Source organism: Methylotuvimicrobium sp. KM1, assembly GCF_044788715.1.
Lineage (GTDB): Bacteria > Pseudomonadota > Gammaproteobacteria > Methylococcales > Methylomonadaceae > Methylotuvimicrobium.
On sequence record NZ_CP173170.1, the window covers coordinates 2,196,428 to 2,214,619 of the forward strand.

The window sequence follows — 18,192 nt, forward strand, 5'->3', positions numbered from 1 at the left end:
ATAGGCCGCTGACTGTAACAGCTTATTGTTACAGTCAATCAAATCTCAATTCCCATCTAATTAATAACATTAATATATCAATAGGTTATATTAATTATCGGTAGGGCGCAGGTGGCATGTTCCATGCGTTACTTTTAAAAACCGTTGTAGTTCCTATTCGCAAATTTTTTCAACGATTGTTTTTTCAGCCTCTTGATCGGCGTCCTTAATATCAATGTCATATCTGTTCAATGAAGCGAAAAGGGTTGAATAGCGGCATGTTTCGAAGTGGCCGAGTAAAAAAGTCCTAGATAATATTTTTAGAGGGGAATCGATATGCCTGTAACACTTACTTATCCCGGCGTCTACATTGAAGAAATACCCAGCGGCGTCAGAACCATTACCGGTGTCGCAACATCGATCACGGCTTTTATCGGACGAGCGAAGCGCGGACCCGATAACGAGGCCAAAGTCATCAACAGCTTTCCCGATTATGAAAGAATCTTCGGCGGGCTTGATCTCAATAGTTCGATGAGTTTTGCGGTTAGAGATTTTTTTATCAACGGCGGTAGTCAGGCCATTATTGGCCGTTTGTATCATGAGGAAGACGACGCTGCCTCGAATGCGATTCTGACAGCCGATACTTTAATACTGGAAGCGGCTTATAAAGGCGCATGGGGAAATTATCTGCGGGCACGGGTCGATCACAATGTCTCTTCCGATGTGGCGACGGCACAGGGCTTGGAAGAAGAGGACCTTTTCAATCTAACAGTTCGAGACACCAAAACCGGCGTCACGGAGCAGTATCTGAATGTTTCTGTAAAGCCTGGGCCCAGGCAAATCGACAAGGTTTTGGACAATCAATCCAAGCTCGTGCGAGTCAGCGGCGACTTGCCGGAAGGCCGGCCGGAAGCCAGCGATCCCCCGCAATCCGGCGAGGATCCTTTCGGCGATAACGATCCGGAAACGAATTACACGGTAACCACCGAGGCTTCCGATAGCGCTCCACTCGAAATCGGAGATTACATCGGCGCTGGCATGAGCGATGCCAAGGAAGGGCTTTATCTATTGAAGCAAGCCGATCTGTTCAATCTGCTGTGTCTACCGCCGGAGGGTGAAACTCCGGATTACCCGGAAGGACTGGTCGATGCGGCGATTGCGCTCTGCGAGGAAGAGCGAGCGATGCTGCTGATCGATTCCCCAAGCGATTGGAGGGATAAGGATGCCGCTAAATCCGGCCTCGATGCGGTTGGTACGAAGAGTAAAAGCGCGGCGCTGTATTTTCCACGCCTCAAGCAACCCAACCCGTTGCGCGACAATCAAATCGAGGAATTCGTACCGTGCGGCGCGGTTGCCGGCGTGATGGCGCGCACCGATACGCAGCGCGGCGTTTGGAAAGCGCCGGCGGGCATCGAATCGACACTTCGCGGCGTACCCGAGCTGTCCGTCAAGTTGAACGATGCCGAAAACGGCGAATTGAATCCGTTGGGCATCAATTGTCTTAGGACGTTCCCGATCATCGGCCGAATCGTATGGGGCGCACGCACCTTGCGCGGTGCGGACATACTCGCCGACGAATACAAGTACATCCCGGTGCGCAGACTCGCGCTATTCATCGAGGAAACCTTGTTCAGAGGCACGCAATGGGTGGTTTTTGAACCGAACGACGAACCTCTATGGGCGCAGATTCGGCTGAATATCGGTGCCTTCATGCACAATCTTTTCCGTCAGGGTGCATTCCAAGGGACGACGCCCCGCCAGGCTTATTTCGTCAAATGCGATAGCGAAACGACGACGCAAAACGATATCGACCGCGGCATCGTCAATATCGTCGTCGGATTTGCACCGTTGAAACCGGCCGAATTCGTCATCATCAAACTCCAGCAGATCGCTGGCGAACTTGAAGTTTAAAGGAGATCCGTCATGGCACAGTTCAGCGTCAATCCGCAACGATTCGATCCTTATAAAAACTTCAAATTCCGCGTCAAATGGGACGGCAAATTCGTCGCCGGCGTCAGCAAGGTCGGCGCGCTCAAACGCAGTACCGAGTTGGTCGAACATCGAGAGGGCGGCGATCCGAGCACCTCGCGCAAGTCGCCGGGAAGAACCAAGTATGAAGCGATCACGTTGGAGCGCGGAGTCACCCACGATACCGAATTCGAAAAGTGGGCCAACAAAGTTTGGAATTTCGGTTCCGGTTTAGGCGCGGAGGTTTCGCTCAAGGACTTCCGGAAAGACGTCATTATCGAGGTCTATAACGAAGCCGGGCAATTGGCGATTGCCTACAAGGTCTATCGCTGCTGGGTTTCCGAATTTCAAGCCTTGCCGGATTTGGATGCCAATGCGAATGCAGTCGCGATTCAGACATTGAAACTCGAAAACGAAGGCTGGGAGCGTGACTACGAAGTGGCCGAACCTTCGGAGCCTGAGTTTACCGAGCCGGAAGGTTAAAATCGGAGCTGATACCGTGAGAAGTCAGAATGCTTTGGAATTATTGACTGTTTGGGAGCAGGGCTTGAGTCAACCGCTGTTGCAAAGGGCGCTCATCTTATTGGCCGTAGCTCTGCCAGACAGTGAACCCGAAGAACTTGCCGGCATGAGCATAGGCCGGCGCGATCGTCATTTATTGCGATTGCGCGAAAAGCTGTTCGGTCCTCAACTGGTCAATACCTCGGTATGTCCGGCTTGTTCGGAACGAATCGAATGGGTAAACCAGGTTTCCGACTTACTGATTCCGCAAGATCTGTATCAAGCAAGCGCCAACCGGTTTACTATCGATGTTGACGAATACAAGCTTTGCGTTCGATTGCCGAACAGTCTGGATATCGCTGCCGTCATCGGTAATCCGGATACCGAAAGCGCGCAGCGGCAATTATTGACCCGCTGCGTTCTTAACGTCGAGCGATCCGGCGAAGACTGTTCCATCGAACGATTGCCCGATTGTGTCATCGATGCGCTCATTCAACAGATTGAATTGCTCGATCCGCAGGCGGAAATCCTGATTAGCTTGAAATGTCCGGCATGTGCGCATCGTTGGGATGCGCTGTTCGACATTGCCGGTTTGCTTTGGACGGAGCTCAACGACTGGGCGGAACGCATGCTGCAAACGGTCCACCAACTGGCTTCGGGTTATGGCTGGAGCGAGCGCGACATTCTCGAACTCAGTCCGGTGCGTCGGCAACTCTATTTGGGGATGTTGGGAACATGAGCACTTTTCTGCGAACTTTGATCGATCGTCATCAGGAAGGCACCGCCGGCCGAGAGTCCGTGCACAAGGTACAACCACGCCCGAAAGCGAGGTTCGAGAACGATACGGGATCGGATGCTTTTGCATCGAGTACGCTCGAAACGGGTTCTGAATTTTCGGCGCCCCGTCGGTCGGATACTGACGTTAGGCCGGATATGAACCCGCATGATCCAAGTGCGGAATCTTTATTGACCACGGACATCCGGCAGATGGACAGACAGGCGCAAGATTCTGTGCAGCCAAACAACGATAAACCGGCAATAGCTTCCGATTACGCCCCGCGCCTTGACGATTTGAACTCACGAATCGAAGCGTTAACTTCAAAGCTACAACGACAGTTATACGGTCAGGACACGTCGAGGACTGCGGACAACCAATCTGTCGAACCAAGTGAAATCGATGAAACGACTTCTGAAAACAACGGCCAGGCAAATCATAGACAATGGTCAACAAACGACGACATAAATCATCGCATTCAAGGGATATTGCAAACCTTGCATCGCCAGCAACCGCATCAGTCCGGCGAAAATAGCTCCCTGCAATCGATAAACCGTAGGACACCCGATCGCGCGAGATCTGAGCTTGAAATAAGTCGACGACCTGAGAAGAACGTACCGGATGGGAATATTTTACCTAAAGAGCCTGTACTCAATATTCCGAGCATAAGCAGTCTGCCGAAGCAGGAAAAAATGCATCAATCCGGATTATTGCAAATTCCAGAGTGGTTAGAAGAAATGCGGGACGATCTTAGTGGTCGTCTGCAGGCTCTCAACGCCAACACGAAAACCGAGCCGATCGTAAACGTCACGATAGGCCGAATCGAAGTGAAAGCCTTACCGGCCGATTCGGTGAAACAGTCTAAGGTCAGGATTAACAAACCGAGCGGCGTGATGAGTCTAGACGATTACCTGAAACTCAGGGAAAGGAGGGGCTAGCATGAGCAGTCCGTCCGCGTTGGCAACCGTCACTGCAACGATGCATTATTTATTGACCAATGTGTTAGGCACGAATGTGACGACGAAGCCGCCGAGCACTGCTCGCAATGGTTTGACCGGCGCGCAACTCAATCTTTTTCTATACGGCGTGCATTACAATTCGGCTTTCAGCAATGCGCCGCTGCCGGGATCGGCCCGAAACGGCGAACATGCCCATCCGCCGATGCCTTTGGTCTTGAAATATTTGATAACGGCCTACGGCGACAACGATGACGATATTTCGGCTCAAATATTGATGGGACAGGCCATGAGCTTTTTTCACGATCGCCCGCTATTGAGCCGGGCGGACATTGAAGGCATCAGTCCGGATTCCGATTTACAACGTCAAATCGAGCGTATCCGCATCACGCATGATGCTTTGCCGCTAGACGACATGTCCAAGCTGTGGACCAGTTTTCAGTCGGCCGAATACCGGCTTTCCACCGGTTACGAGGTTTCCGTGGTCTTGATCGAAAGCACACGCACCGGCCGTGCGCCTTTGCCTGTTCTGAAACGAGGCGAAGAAGACCGGGGCGGGCATGTGATGGCGGCTCCGTCGGCCTCTCTTTCGGGTTTTCGGTTTCCGAATCAAAAACCGAGCGCCGAATTGGGCGATCCGATTACGTTACTGGGGCAAAATTTAACCGATGATAATACGACGGTTCGTTTACAACATCCTTTATTGAATGAACCGATCGTGCTTCAACCCGAGCCCACTCCGACGGAAACCGAAATGACGGTTCGGCTACCATCCATAACGGACGATGCCGAAGCGGGTTCAAAATGGCCGGCGGGGTTTTACGCCGTCTCGCTCGTCCGGCAAAGACCCGGTATGTCTCAGTGGACCAGCAATACATTATTTTTACCGTTGTCCCCACGTATAGAGACGATCGATCCGGCCAACGCTCCGGCAGGGGATGTCGAACTGACGATGGAATGCCTGCCGCAAATTTTGGAGGGGCAGCAAGTCGTGCTGTTGTTCGGCGACCGCATCGTGCCGCCCGATGCAATCGTTACGCCTGTTGATCCGGAGGCTAGAACCGAACTGACGTTCACGATCCAAAGTGCCGCCGCACGGGAAACGCCTTATGTCGTTCGCCTCAGGGTCGACGGTGTCGACAGCATTCCGGTGGATTTTTCAGGCGCCAAGCCGCAATTCGCCGATAACCAAAAGGTCAGCATCACATGAACGATCGTACCGACTGGGCGGAAATCAACGACAAGCATTTGGCCTCGGCCGTCGCTTGGCTTCGTCTGCGTTTGGAACGTCTCGCCCGAGCTACCGAAGGGAAAACGGAAGAGGTTTCTTCGGATGAGCCGAGTAGGGCAAAGTCGGGATGGTTCGGACTTCCGAAGCAAACGGCTTCAGGCAATACAGCGCTCGACGAATCGATTCCGGAAAAAGATTCGATCGATCGGGCTCTACAAGAAATGGCCGACTTGGAAGCCAACGATCCTCCGCCTGCGTTGATTTTGTTGGCCAATAATCTGGGCTTATCGGAATTTGATCGGTCGGTCTTGGCGCTGTGCGCGGCGATGGCGTTCGACACGCGAATCCCCGGGCTGTGCGCGAAAGCGCAGAGCGATCTCAACAAACCTTATCCGACTTTTGCGCTGGCATTTGCCTTGTTCGACGAGCCGGACTGGAACGCCTTGTCGCCTCACAGTCCGCTGCGTTACTGGCGGTTGCTCGAAATCAACCAACCCGGCGCGCTTCCGTTGACTGCGGCGGCGCTGATCGCCGACGAACGTATCGTCAATTATCTGAAAGGGCTCAATTATCTGGACGACCGGTTGACGCCGCTGCTCGATCCGATCGGTATTCAAACGATCGATGACGATTTGCCGCCATCGCAGCAGCAAACGGTCGATCGCATCGTCGCGCGCCTCAAACAGACGAACGGCTTCGAACTTCCGCCGATAATCGAACTGTTGGGACACGATTCGGCGAGTAAACGGCTCATCGCCGCACGATCGGCAACGCTACTGGGCTTGAATTTGCAAGCGATGGACCTTAAAAGCATACCGAGTCAGACCGGCGATTTCGAAACCTTCATCCGGCTATGGCAACGTGAATCGTTGCTGATGCCGCTGGCTTTGTATCTCGCTATCGATGGCGCCGCCGAGTCGGATCGAACGCTGCTCAAGCGCTTCATCGAACGCTGCAGCGGCCTAGTTTTCATTGATCTCGCAGACGCCAAGACCGAAACCCTCCGCGAGAGGATCACGATCGAAGTCGGCAAACCGACGCCGGCCGAACAGGAAACGATTTGGGATGAAGCCTTGCAGGGGCAGGCCGGCGACCTCCCCAAACGCTTGGCAGGACAGTTTTCTTTCGGCCAACATGAGATCCGTAGTCTAGCCCATGTCTCATCGGAACACGCCGGAGCATCATCGGAGTTCGACCTATGGCAGGCATGCCGCGTCGCCGCGCGCGAAGGCATGGAGCAGTTGGCGCAACGCATCGATGCCAAAGCCGTTTGGGATGATTTAATCCTGCCGTTGGAGCTCAAGTCCTTGCTTCGGCAAATCACCGACCAAGTCAGCGAGCGCAATCGAGTTTACGACGTTTGGGGCTTTCGAACGAAACTGAATCGCGGCTTGGGGATCAATGCGCTTTTTACCGGGGAAAGCGGTACCGGCAAGACGATGGCGGCCGAAGTGATCGCCAATGAATTACAACTCGACCTGTTCCGAATCGATCTCTCTGCGGTCGTCAGCAAATACATCGGCGAAACCGAAAAGAACCTGCGCAAGCTGTTCGATGCCGCCGAGGACAGCGGTGCAATCCTGTTCTTCGACGAAGCCGACGCGCTGTTCGGCAAACGCAGCGAAGTCAAGGACAGCCACGACCGTTACGCCAACATCGAAATCAATTATTTACTGCAGCGCATGGAGGCCTATCGGGGCCTGGCGATACTGGCGACTAATATGAAAGGCGCGCTGGACAAGGCCTTCATGCGGCGCTTGCGGTTCATCGTCGATTTTCCGTTTCCCGGCATCGAGGAACGCAAGCAAATCTGGAAAAGAGTGTTTCCGCCCGCGACTCCGGTCGACTCGACGCTGGACTACCATCGCCTGGCAGTGCTCAACATGACCGGCGGCAGCATCCAAAACGTGGCTTTGAACGCGGCATTCCTGGCGGCCCAAGAAGAGAACGGCCGGGTGACTATGCCGTTGATCTTGAACGCCGCGCGCACCGAGTTCAAAAAAATGGAAAAGCCCGCCAAGGAATCGGATTTTCGCTGGCTGGATCAGGCGGAGGGCAAATGAACATCAATCTGCATATCGAACGGCTGATTTTGGACGGTATCGATATCACACCCGGTCAGCGCCACTTGCTGCAAGCTAGTTTAACAACCGAACTGACACGGATGCTTGCAGAGGGCGGACTTGCACCTAATTTGGCTCAAGGAGTTGCCTCGCCGCAAGCGACCGCAAGCGATGTTCAATTGAATGACGCCAACAACCCGGCGCAACTTGGCCGGCAAATCGCGCAATCGGTCTATGGAGGCATCGGTGATGAATAAAACAGCCGTTGTACCTTTGGCGAAATCGGAACGTTTTTTAGCACCTTTTCAGGGCATACTACAGCGCAAATGCGCCTGTGGAAAGCAAAGTATTGCCGGTGAAGAGTGTGAGGAGTGTGCGAAAAAAAGGATCGGTTTTCAACGAAAGCTTCGCATGGGTACAATCAATGACCCGCTGGAAAGGGAAGCCGATCAGATTGCCGAACAGGTATTGAATACGCCCGCTAATCCCGTCGTAAGTAGAGCAACGTCAAGTATCCAACGCTATACAGGACGGCCATTTGAACAAACGGAGGACGTTCCGGACAGTGTAGATCAGGTTCTAGGCTGCTCTGGAAGCCTCATGGATGCAGCTTTGCGTAAAGACATGGAATCACGATTTGATCATGATTTTTCTCAGGTACGAGTACATCTTGGCGGCGTCGCCGAGCAATCGGCACGAGAAGTCAATGCCCAGGCTTACACGGTCGGACGTAATATTGTCTTCGGAGCCGGTCAATTCGCACCGCAAACACACACAGGACGACGTTTACTTGCCCACGAACTGTCGCATGTGGTCCAGCAAACCGGGAATAGTTCACCCAAAATTCAAAGGCAGCCGGAAAAAGATCAAGGTCCCTCTAGTGAGATCGGCAAAGCACTTGATAAAAACGATCTCTTTCAAAAATTGCCAAAAGCAGCACGCGATAAAATACTGGAGGAAATTGACAAAGCGCCCGAAACGATCACTAAAGCCGTTCTTGACAAGATAATTGATCTCGCGCCAATCGATTCCGAATATAAAGAAGGCTTGAAAAAGGCCGGCGAAGCAATCATTACAGCGGTTACCGGCAGAAAAGCCCCTTCAGTAAGCAAATGCGATGCCGTGTCCGGATATCATGAAGGCACATCTTCCACGTACAAAGGAATGTGCTGTAGAGGAAGTATTGAAAGTGAAATGACCTGTTGTCCAAAGGATAAATTCGCTCCCAACAATATACCTGTTTGCTGCAAAGGTGATGAGTATGTAACTACTGATTTCAAATGCAAGAAAGCATCGGCAATTGATTTCAGCACCATTTGCATGCCGCCCGGCAAAAAAGACGCATTGGGAAAATGCTGTATGCCCCCTTTAGATGTGATCAACGGAATGTGTGTCAATCCGCCTAAACCCAAACCGCCTCCTGAGCCATTCAGCATTAAATTTTCTCTAGGTGTGATTGATGATTACAACATAGATGAATCCGTTCTCAATAGCCGGCAGACCCTTCATTTCGAAAAAATCAAAAAGCAGATTCTTCAATATTTGGAATTCTGTCCATCCAGCATGATAACAATTATCGGATTCGCGGATAAACCAGGGACGGAAGAACATAATTTTGATCTTGGACAAAGAAGAGCCGATTACGTTAAGTTTCTGCTGCAAATTGAACTAATAAAAATAAATTTCAATGGATTTCCACCGCTACTTTTTTCACGTTCGGAAGGAGAAAATAATCCGGTTGATACGGAATCCGGCGAAAAATATTCCGCACGGAACCGAAGAGTCGAAATTGAATTTAATTCACTCTGTCCGCCGATCGGCAGTCTCTCTAGTACACCGCTTCAGATTGATTCACCATTGCAGTCGGGGTTCTCTCAGAAGTTGAATATAGGAAATTTCTAGATGATGAGGGAGAAAGCACAACATCAGCTAAAGCAGGACAACCCCTTATCCAGGCCGGTTTCAAGAGGTGTGATGCAACAGAAATGCGCTTGTGGTAATCGTGCGATCGTCGACGGGGAATGTGAGAAATACGCGAAACAAAAGAGCAGTTTACAAAGGAATTTTGCTATTAGATCTAGTGACGATCCGCTGGAAAGGGAAGCTAGTCGGGTTTCCGATCAGCTGTCGGCAACACTGGTGCGTTCAGTTGCTAATAGCTCGGCAATGCGTATTCAACGCTTAACTGGGCAACCGTCCGGCCGGATGGATACAGTGCCCGTCAGCGTGGGGCAGGCTCTTGCCGAACCCGGAAGCCCTTTGGAATCAGGGTTAAGGAATGACATGGAACAACGGTTTGGCTACGATTTTTCCCGCGTACGTACTCATTCCGGTGCGCTAGCCGGGCAATCCGCACAAGAGGTGAATGCTGATGCCTATACAGTGGGTCTCGATATTGTATTCAGTCCGGGCCGGTACGTACCCGGAACGCACGAGGGACGGAAGCTAATGGCCCATGAACTGACCCATGTGGTGCAGCAGTCGGGCGTAGAGGGAATTCGTGATGGGCAAAGATATGGCGGATGGGGTTCGTCGCCTCTTGCCGTTCAACGATCTCCCGCAAATTATGACAACCAATTATTTCAAGACGTTGGTGGAACTCTGCCCTACCGTGAGGCTACTAATTTGCTTGATTGCATTCGGATCATGGGGCCTGGAAGCGCTGAATTTTGCCGTCGGGAGGTGTTGGGAGAGGAAATTATACCGGAGACTTCCGTTCCCTCCGCTCCCACGAGCCCGGTCTTCACCGGAGCGACTGCCGGCGGCAAGAGTCCGCGTATAAAAAGTATGGAGAATAGCAGGGGGTGTGCATATACCGTCGTTTATTCAAAACCACGGAACGTGGATTGCGATACGGTTTATAAAAACAAACATGGGAAAAACCCGCCCGAGCCTCTCTGTGGTGTGTCGTTAGTTTATGACATCACTTCGGTAAGCGCTATTGGCAGAAAATGCCCCAAATTAGATGGACTCAAGGTATCCGAAGTAGTCAAGGGAGATCAGGGCTGCACACCTCCCGGTTATGTCTGGCCGGCTCCCAAGCCTTGTGTGATCGGATCCGGCGGCAAGTTAAGCGGGTGTACGGATACCCTCACTCTCTGCGGACCAACCCGCAATCTCCAGGGGAATGGCTGTACCGAGATTGTCGACCAGGAGATTGAAGTGGGAGGGCAACTTGCGGAAGAGCATGAGATCATCTTCGAACTGAAAAAGAGCGGCAAGGATTGCACTGGAAAAGTTACCCGAAACTGACGTCAATACTGGTTTTAAGCGAGACGGAGCCTAAATGAAACTTAATTTGCATATAGAACGGCTAGTTATGTACGGCGTTTACGTTGCAATTGATCAAAGTCATTCGATTGGTCGGCAATAATTCGATGCAAACCCCACAATGGGTGTATGGGAGACTCGGTTATGAATAAAGCGACAGTTGCTCAGCAAGCCGGAGCAGCAAGTTTTTTACCTTCCGCACACGGAATACTTCAGCGCAAGTGTGCTTGCGGCAATCATACGGTTGCTGGCGGAGAGTGTGTCGAATGTACAAAGCAAAATCGTCACCTGCAACTAAAGCTTGCCATCGGCGCAAGCCATGATCCGCTGGAACAGGAAGCGGATCGGGTTGCTGAGCGAGTGCTGGCAAAGCCCGGGCATTCCGCTTTCAATAGCTCGCCTCTACGCATACAACGCTTGGCGGGGCAGGCAGCCGAGGCCGAGTATACCGTGCCCGCCAGTGTCGATCGTGTGCTTGCCGGTACCGGTACGCAATTGCAACCCGCGTTACGGCAAGACATGGAATCGCGCTTTGGTCAGGATTTTTCTCAGGTACGCCTGCATTTGGGTGCTGTTGCCGAGCAATCCGCACGTGAAATTAATGCCCATGCCTACACGGTGGGGAATAATATTATATTTGGTTCTGGCCAGTATTCACCGGAGACTTACTCGGGACGGCGATTACTTTCACATGAACTCACCCATGTTATTCAGCAGAACGGGAGCAAGCATTCTGAAATCATTCAACGTGCAGAAGTGGATGACCGTTCTTGTACCGGTCTTACGGATATTGCGCCTGACATCGATGCAAAGGTGAATTCCGAGATTGCGGCTGCAAGAACATCTGCTCCTACCCCATTGATTGTTGCGGATTTTCTGAAAGATGTGGCTGGCCGCGTGGGTGGGAAGTTGGTGGGTTCAATCGAGAAATTTATTCAAGGTTTGCCTGCCAGTAAAAGAACAGACCCGGCTCAGAATCTTTCGGGAACGAAGTTCGCGGGAGTCAGTAGTGTAAATAAGTTCTATAACCTTCACACTCTCGGCGCGGTAAAAGTCGTTGGTCCTGCCGCCAATGTCAAAGGTATTTGTACCGGAGCGGATAAATTCGGACATTTTTTTGAAGAAGGATTTGTTTATTTCCAGCTTTCTAAAGCGGGAGCGACGGCCGCTATGTTGAATGAGGTGGGAAATTTCCTTGAAATAAGCCCAATACAAGGGCTCGGTGTGACGGGTGTTTTCTCCAACGCCGATAAGGCTGCCAATCTTGCTGGAAAAAAATTCTATGAAGACCTTGAGGCTGATCCCGGCAAGTACAAGTTTAGTGTAAGCAACTACCTCACTAAAGATTGGAACGAGACTACAAACCCAAGCTTCTATGAATCTGGAGAAGGCAGCATCATTTGGAGCAATCTCTTGACCGGCCTATGGGATGGACAGTTTACGTCCGCCGGGGTAACTTCGTCACCGATCAACGCTGAATTGGATCTCAAAGTCACAGCCGGGGGTAGCTTGACCGGGACCAATCAGTGGCCTGCAGGTGCCGCTAAACCCAACAAAGAAAAAATCAAAAACGGGAAGATTACCCATAAAACTACGGCCGTATCTGGAATCGATCCTAGAAGTGCCCCGCCTACACCTGTATCCGCCACACCCGTCAGTGGTGTCAAGATCGATTTCGAATGGGAATTGCGAAAAAGTTCCGGCAAGGGAATATGGTCGTCCATCAATGAACAAAATCTTGCCGGTACCTGGGGTATAGGCGCGTCAACAAGTAATGGGGGGAAATGGCTGTTGAAAAAGCGATGAGCCTTAAACTTTAGACTAAGCAACGTGCAGTACATGCACCGAATAAGCATGAGCCAGAGCAAAAAGATGCGAGTGATGTAGCCGCTGAATTGAGGGTAACCAAATGAACAAAAATGAAAAAACCTACACCTACCGCTGCGGCCATAAAGTCGAGCTGGAAAAAAGCCCCGATCAAATGGTTATCAGAGAGGTACCCGAGAATTTGGATGATGCAACTATCGTGTCATCCGAACAGGTTTCGCCGTCATCGACCCGTATCAATACCAGCGAGACGAATTTGGAAGCTTTGATGGCAAGGAGCCGGTCCGTGGCGCCGACCCATCATGCTTATTACGAAGCCGAGTCCGGGAATGAGTTTTTGATCACGGATCGGGTTTTCGTGACCTTCAAGGAAGCGCTTGCCGACGAACAGGTCGATGCGTTTGCTGGCCGTTACGGTTTGATAAAAAAAGAGTCGTACAGCGATAGGGACTATCTGTTTCAATTGACCAATCATACCGGCATGAATCCGGTCAAATTAGTGGTGAAATTGACCGAGGAAGAACCATTGGTCGAAGCGGCGGAGCATGACTTGAACCAACGCATGACGACTTATGCATTGGCGATTCCTGCCGACCCCGAATATCCGAAACAATGGCATCTCCATACCCGGTTAAACCATGCCGACTTCGATGTCCGTTCCTCGAGCCACTGCGAAAAGGCCTGGAATCTCTTGGGCCATTTCGGCAACGAAGAGGTCGTGATCGCGGTTTCCGATGATGGCTGCAAGCTGGATCACGGCGATTTCGACTCAGAGACTAAATTTGCCGGTTGGGGTTATCTGCGGGGGGAACGTCTGATTACTTCCGCCGATATCGATGCGGTACCGGGCCAAATGTACAAAACGGGTTCCAATCACGGGACTTCGTGCTGCGGCGTGATAGGTGCGGAAGTCGATGCTTTATTGACGGTCGGCGCGGCGCCCGGTTGCAGGCTGCTGCCCATTCAATGGGAGTCGTCGGGTCCGTCTTTATTCATCAGTGATTCCAAATTGCTGACCGTTCTGAACTATATCTCCGACAAGGTCGACGTGATGTCCAATTCCTGGGGCGGCGTTCCAAGGAGTGAATGGGCGCAACCGGTGATTAATAGGCTCAAGATCTTGGCTCAAACAGGCGGGCGCCGGGGCAAAGGCATCGTCTTTTTATGGGCGGCCGGTAACGAAAATTGCCCGATCAATCATAACGCCAATCAGGACGTTCCCTACGATCATGGCGTCGAGGTTCAAGGCGGTGCCTTGGTGTGGGTGGGTGTCAAGAAAACCCGATTTTTCCGAAACAATCTGGTCGGCATTCCCGGTGTCATGCATGTGGCGGCACTGGCCAGTACCGCGATGCGAAGCCACTATTCCAACTACGGTCCGGGGATTTTGCTTTGTGCGCCAACCAATAATGTCCATACCTATTACAGAATGACCGTGCGCGGTCTCGGCATCACCACGACGACCGGACAGGCGAGTAGCGTGACCGGCAGTTTCGGCGGTACGTCGAGCGCAACACCATTGGTGGCCGGCATTGCGGCGCTGATCATTTCGGCGAATCCCGGCCTGAGTGCGTTGGACGTTATTTCGATTCTGAAACGAACCGCCTCGAAAGACATCGATTTCAGTGCCTATGCTAAAACACCGCCGGCCAATTTCGATCCCGATACCGGTTGGGATGTCTCGCCCGTAGCTCCTTTCGACAAGGGCGATTTCGTCGATAACGGCGATGCGGACGGTAGTTGGAGTCCATGGTTCGGTCACGGCCGGGTCGATGCCGAAGCGGCAGTCGCTGAAGCCTTGAGACTAAGGGAACCGGCGGGCGAACTGAGTTTTCAAGACACGTCCTCTCCGAACAAAAGTATTCCCGACAACAACGCCGCCGGCATCAAGGACAAAATTACCTGTACGGAAAGTTTCACTATCCGCGATGTCAGCATTCGCGTGGCCATTGCCCATACCTATATCGGCGACTTGCGCGTCAGTCTGGTATCCCCTTCCGGCATTGCAGTCATACTCCATGATCGGGCCGGCGGAAGCGCCAATGATTTGAATCGGGAATTCACCGTTCTTTCGACCCCCGGATTGCACGGTCTGTCCGAGCAATCGTCAGAAGGCGACTGGGTGCTTCATGTCCAGGATTTGGCGAGAGCCGATCGCGGCAGATTGACGAGTTGGTCGCTGCAACTAAACGGGCATCGACAGGTCTCGGTTAGCGTTTCCGAAAATCCGGGTATGATCATTCCCGATAATTCGGCTGCCGGTATCTCACGGTCCTTGAACGTCGTCGAAACGGGTCGTCTGGATAATATCGACGTGGATATCGATATCACGCACACCTATATCGGCGATTTGATCGTCGAACTGCAAGCGCCCGATAGTACATCGGTCTTATTGCATAACCGCAGCGGTGGGTCGGCGGATAATATTATCAAGACTTATTCGTTGTCGAATACCGCCGGTTTACAAGCACTTCGGGGAACGGCGATACAGGGAGACTGGCAACTCAAAGTCATAGACCGCGCCCGCGCCGATCAAGGCAAGCTAAACCGCTGGGCCTTGCATTTGACCGCAATGTAACCGGAGAGCATCGAATGACCACGTTTCCCGGTTCACCCAAATTGATCAAAGGCGGTATCGTGCTGCTCAACCCTAGCACCAGTGCGGTGTTGCGTGTCATTGCGTTGCAATACAATCCGGATACGCTAACCCGCAGTCTGCAGGTGCAGGCGGTCGGTGGCGAAGGCGGGGATCGTTCCGAAGCACTGCGTCTGAAAGGTCCGCCGGTCGAAACGATCAAGCTGGATGCCGAGATCGATGCGGCGGATCAGTTGGAGTTTCCCGAGCAAAATCAAAATGTCGCCCGGTTGGGCCTGCATGCCCAATTGGCCGCCCTGGAAACCACGGTCTATCCGACCAGCGCGAAGCTCAACAGCAATAACGCTCTTGCGAGTTCGGGGACTCTTGAAATCGCGCCGATGGAATCGCCGTTACTGTTGTTCGTCTGGAGCAAAAACCGCATCCTGCCGGTGCGTCTGACCGAGTTCAGTATTACCGAAGAAGCCTTCGATCCGGCATTGAATCCGATTCGCGCGAAAGTCAGCCTGGGCATGAGGGTGCTGAGCGTCGATGATCTAGGTTTCGATCATAAAGGCGGCAGTCTGTTCATGACTTATCTGCAAAACAAGGAACAACTGTCCGCGCAATTTCAGGGCGGCTCGCTCACTCATTTCGGCATAGAGGGCATATCATGAACGATCCTTTGTCAGCCATGTTGCAAGCCGGCGTTTTCGGTAACGCCCTGTTTCCTGCAACCAGCCGCTATCACGGTATTCAGACCAAAATACGGGAAACGTCGGACGGTAAAAAGGTCATTTATCTCCAGCGGCGATTCGTGCCGCAACCGGAACGGTTCGAGCTGTTGCAGGAACATGTCGTGACCGAAGGCGAACGGCTCGATAACATCACCGCGCATTATCTGGGCGATCCGGAGCAATTTTGGCAACTCTGCGACGCCAATCGGGCGATGCGTCCCGACGAGCTGACCGAAAGAATCGGACGAAGACTGCGCATTACTCTGCCTGAAGGCATTCCGGGGGTGCCCGATGCTTAAGGACGTCCATTTGTCGCTGATGATAGGGCCGATCGTGCCGATTCCGGCTACGCGAGTCGTGATGGAGCATTTGGACAGCATCGAAGTGACCGTCAAGGACAAGGGCCCGAGCGCGTTTCAAATTTCGTTCGGCCTGAGCAACAAATCGCCGTTGCAGATTCTGTTTTTGCTGAGCGGAGGCAAACCGCTGTTGTTCATGCGCGTGGTCATCGTCGTGACCTTGAGCGGTAGGTCCGAAGTAATCATGGACGGCGTCATTACGCATCACCAAATCAAGCCAGGAAGTAACGGTTCGCAATCGACGCTGACGATCACCGGCGAGGATTTGACGGCGTTGATGAATCAGCAGGATTTCAGCGGCTTTCCGTTTCCTGCGACTCCGGCTGAGGCCCGTGTGCTCTTGCTGTTGGCCAAGTATGCGATTTTGGGCGTCTTGCCGATGGTGATCCCCAGCATATTGATCGACGTTCCGCTGCCGACCGGCAACATACCCGGTCAACGCGGAACCGACCTGGCCTATATCAACGCGTTGGCGGAACGGGTCGGCTATGTCTTTTATATCGATCCCGGCCCGAAACCCGGAATGAGCGTTGCCTACTGGGGGCCGCAAATCAAGATCGGTATTCCGCAGCCGGCGCTGAATGTCGACATGGATGCCCATACCAACGTCGAGAGCCTGAGTTTCCAATTCGATAATCAAAAGAACAAGATTCCGACGGTATTCATCTATAACGAATTGAGCAAGGTCGTGTTTCCGATTCCGCTGCCGCCGATCACGCCTTTGAATCCGCCGCTGGGACTCGTCCCGCCGCTGCCGACCAGCATCGGCGATTTGAAACCGGTACGCGACGATTTATCCAAACGCTCGATTCCCCAGGCGATCATGATCGGCTTGGCGACGGCCGCCAAATGGGCCGAGGCGGTTACCGGAAGCGGCGAACTCAATGTCTTGCGTTACGGACGAGTATTGAAGGCGCGGCAATTGGTCGGCGTGCGCGGCGCGGGACCGGCTTTCGATGGCTTGCATTACGTGACCGGCGTTAAGCATAAAATCAAGCGGGGCGAGTACAAGCAAAGTTTCGAATTGAGCCGTAACGGCCTTATTTCCACGATTCCGAAGGTGATGCCATGAACGAGCAAAACCCAAACACGGAGGCCCGCTATTACGGTAAATATCGAGGTACCGTGATCAACAACATCGATCCGGAGCAACGCGGGCGGATCATGGCGATGGTGCCCGATGTATTGGGGTTGACGCCTTCCAGTTGGGCGATGCCTTGCGTACCGATGGCGGGAAAACAGCAAGGCGTGTTCATGGTGCCGCAGATCGGCGCCGGTGTCTGGATTGAATTCGAGCAGGGCGACCCGGATTATCCGATCTGGGTCGGCGGATTTTGGGGCGTAGCGGCGGAGGTTCCGGCCTTGGCATTAGCGCCCCCGCCGATACCGCCGGGACAAAACATCGTCATGCAGACCACGGCTCAAAACACGCTGGTCATTAGCGATTCCGCGCCGACGCCGATCAGCGGCGGGATCGTGCTGAAAAGCACCGGCGGAGCAACGATCGTCGTCAACGACTCGGGTATTTATATTCAAAACGGCAAGGGCGCCAGTCTGGTCATGGCCGGACCGACCGTCACGATCAACAACGGCGCCTTGGTCGTCATGTGAGGAGGTGAAATCATGCCGGGATTTTTAGTTCATGTCGGCGCTCAAGTGTTTTGCGCCCATGCCGGCCAGGCGACGCCAACGGTGCCGAATCCACGGGTAACGGTCGGCGGTCAGCCGACTGTGGTGATGACTACGCCCTATGTGGTTGCGGGCTGTACCTTGCCGCCCCCTCCGGCCGCCAACGGTCCATGCGTCACGGCGCAATGGTTTAGCGGTACCACGCGAGTATTCTCGAACGGACAGCCGCTGTTGGTGCAAAGCAGTCAAGCCGTTTGCGCACCGTCCGGCACCCCTTTGATCATCGCGGCGACACAAACCCGCGTCAGTGCAATTTAAGGAG

At 52.9% G+C, this 18,192-nt stretch carries 16 protein-coding genes; all 16 read left to right on the forward strand.

Translation table 11 applies throughout. From position 1 onward, the window contains the following. The first annotated feature begins 315 nt into the window (after positions 1-315). Positions 316-1,890 (forward strand): phage tail sheath family protein, encoded by a 1,575-nt coding sequence (locus tag ACINK7_RS09340; RefSeq protein WP_404361086.1) that lies wholly within the window; start codon positions 316-318, stop codon positions 1,888-1,890. A gap of 12 nt (positions 1,891-1,902) precedes the next feature. Next, positions 1,903-2,430 carry a phage tail protein gene (locus ACINK7_RS09345; protein WP_404361087.1) on the forward strand — a complete coding sequence of 176 codons (528 nt, stop codon included), beginning with the start codon at positions 1,903-1,905 and terminating at the stop codon, positions 2,428-2,430. Between the two features lie 16 nt (positions 2,431-2,446). Beyond that, entirely contained in the window at positions 2,447-3,187 is a 741-nt protein-coding gene (locus ACINK7_RS09350; protein ID WP_404361088.1) for a hypothetical protein, read from the forward strand. Continuing rightward, complete coding sequence (locus ACINK7_RS09355) at positions 3,184-4,161, forward strand: hypothetical protein (RefSeq protein ID WP_404361089.1); 978 nt, start codon at positions 3,184-3,186, stop codon at positions 4,159-4,161. The genes ACINK7_RS09350 and ACINK7_RS09355 overlap by 4 nt, the downstream gene beginning before the upstream one ends. Position 4,162: 1 nt before the next feature. Then, the gene (locus ACINK7_RS09360) at positions 4,163-5,389 is read left to right on the forward strand and encodes a DUF4255 domain-containing protein (protein WP_404361090.1); all 1,227 of its coding nucleotides are present in this window, start codon (positions 4,163-4,165) and stop codon (positions 5,387-5,389) included. After that, positions 5,386-7,473 (forward strand): ATP-binding protein, encoded by a 2,088-nt coding sequence (locus ACINK7_RS09365; RefSeq protein WP_404361091.1) that lies wholly within the window; start codon positions 5,386-5,388, stop codon positions 7,471-7,473. The genes ACINK7_RS09360 and ACINK7_RS09365 overlap by 4 nt, the downstream gene beginning before the upstream one ends. Further along, entirely contained in the window at positions 7,470-7,730 is a 261-nt protein-coding gene (locus ACINK7_RS09370) for a hypothetical protein (protein ID WP_404361092.1), read from the forward strand. The genes ACINK7_RS09365 and ACINK7_RS09370 overlap by 4 nt, the downstream gene beginning before the upstream one ends. Further along, positions 7,723-9,375 carry a DUF4157 domain-containing protein gene (locus ACINK7_RS09375; protein ID WP_404361094.1) on the forward strand — a complete coding sequence of 551 codons (1,653 nt, stop codon included), beginning with the start codon at positions 7,723-7,725 and terminating at the stop codon, positions 9,373-9,375. The genes ACINK7_RS09370 and ACINK7_RS09375 overlap by 8 nt, the downstream gene beginning before the upstream one ends. Then, entirely contained in the window at positions 9,376-10,725 is a 1,350-nt protein-coding gene (locus ACINK7_RS09380; protein WP_404361096.1) for a DUF4157 domain-containing protein, read from the forward strand. It begins immediately after the preceding gene. A gap of 162 nt (positions 10,726-10,887) precedes the next feature. Then, entirely contained in the window at positions 10,888-12,549 is a 1,662-nt protein-coding gene (locus tag ACINK7_RS09385) for a DUF4157 domain-containing protein (protein ID WP_404361098.1), read from the forward strand. Between the two features lie 103 nt (positions 12,550-12,652). Continuing rightward, positions 12,653-15,148, forward strand: a complete 2,496-nt coding sequence (locus ACINK7_RS09390) for a proprotein convertase P-domain-containing protein (protein ID WP_404361100.1) — start codon at positions 12,653-12,655, stop codon at positions 15,146-15,148. Positions 15,149-15,162: 14 nt separating this feature from the next. Further along, complete coding sequence (locus tag ACINK7_RS09395; protein ID WP_404361102.1) at positions 15,163-15,822, forward strand: hypothetical protein; 660 nt, start codon at positions 15,163-15,165, stop codon at positions 15,820-15,822. Continuing rightward, positions 15,819-16,181: a LysM domain-containing protein gene (locus tag ACINK7_RS09400; RefSeq protein ID WP_125219282.1), complete on the forward strand. Its 363-nt coding sequence runs from the start codon at positions 15,819-15,821 to the stop codon at positions 16,179-16,181. The genes ACINK7_RS09395 and ACINK7_RS09400 overlap by 4 nt, the downstream gene beginning before the upstream one ends. Further along, a complete protein-coding gene (locus ACINK7_RS09405) occupies positions 16,174-17,313 on the forward strand; it encodes a hypothetical protein (protein ID WP_404361104.1) in 1,140 nt (379 codons plus the stop codon). The genes ACINK7_RS09400 and ACINK7_RS09405 overlap by 8 nt, the downstream gene beginning before the upstream one ends. Further along, entirely contained in the window at positions 17,310-17,852 is a 543-nt protein-coding gene (locus ACINK7_RS09410) for a phage baseplate assembly protein V (RefSeq protein WP_404361105.1), read from the forward strand. The genes ACINK7_RS09405 and ACINK7_RS09410 overlap by 4 nt, the downstream gene beginning before the upstream one ends. Positions 17,853-17,864: 12 nt before the next feature. Next, entirely contained in the window at positions 17,865-18,188 is a 324-nt protein-coding gene (locus ACINK7_RS09415) for a hypothetical protein (protein ID WP_404361106.1), read from the forward strand. The last annotated feature ends 4 nt before the right edge of the window (positions 18,189-18,192 follow it).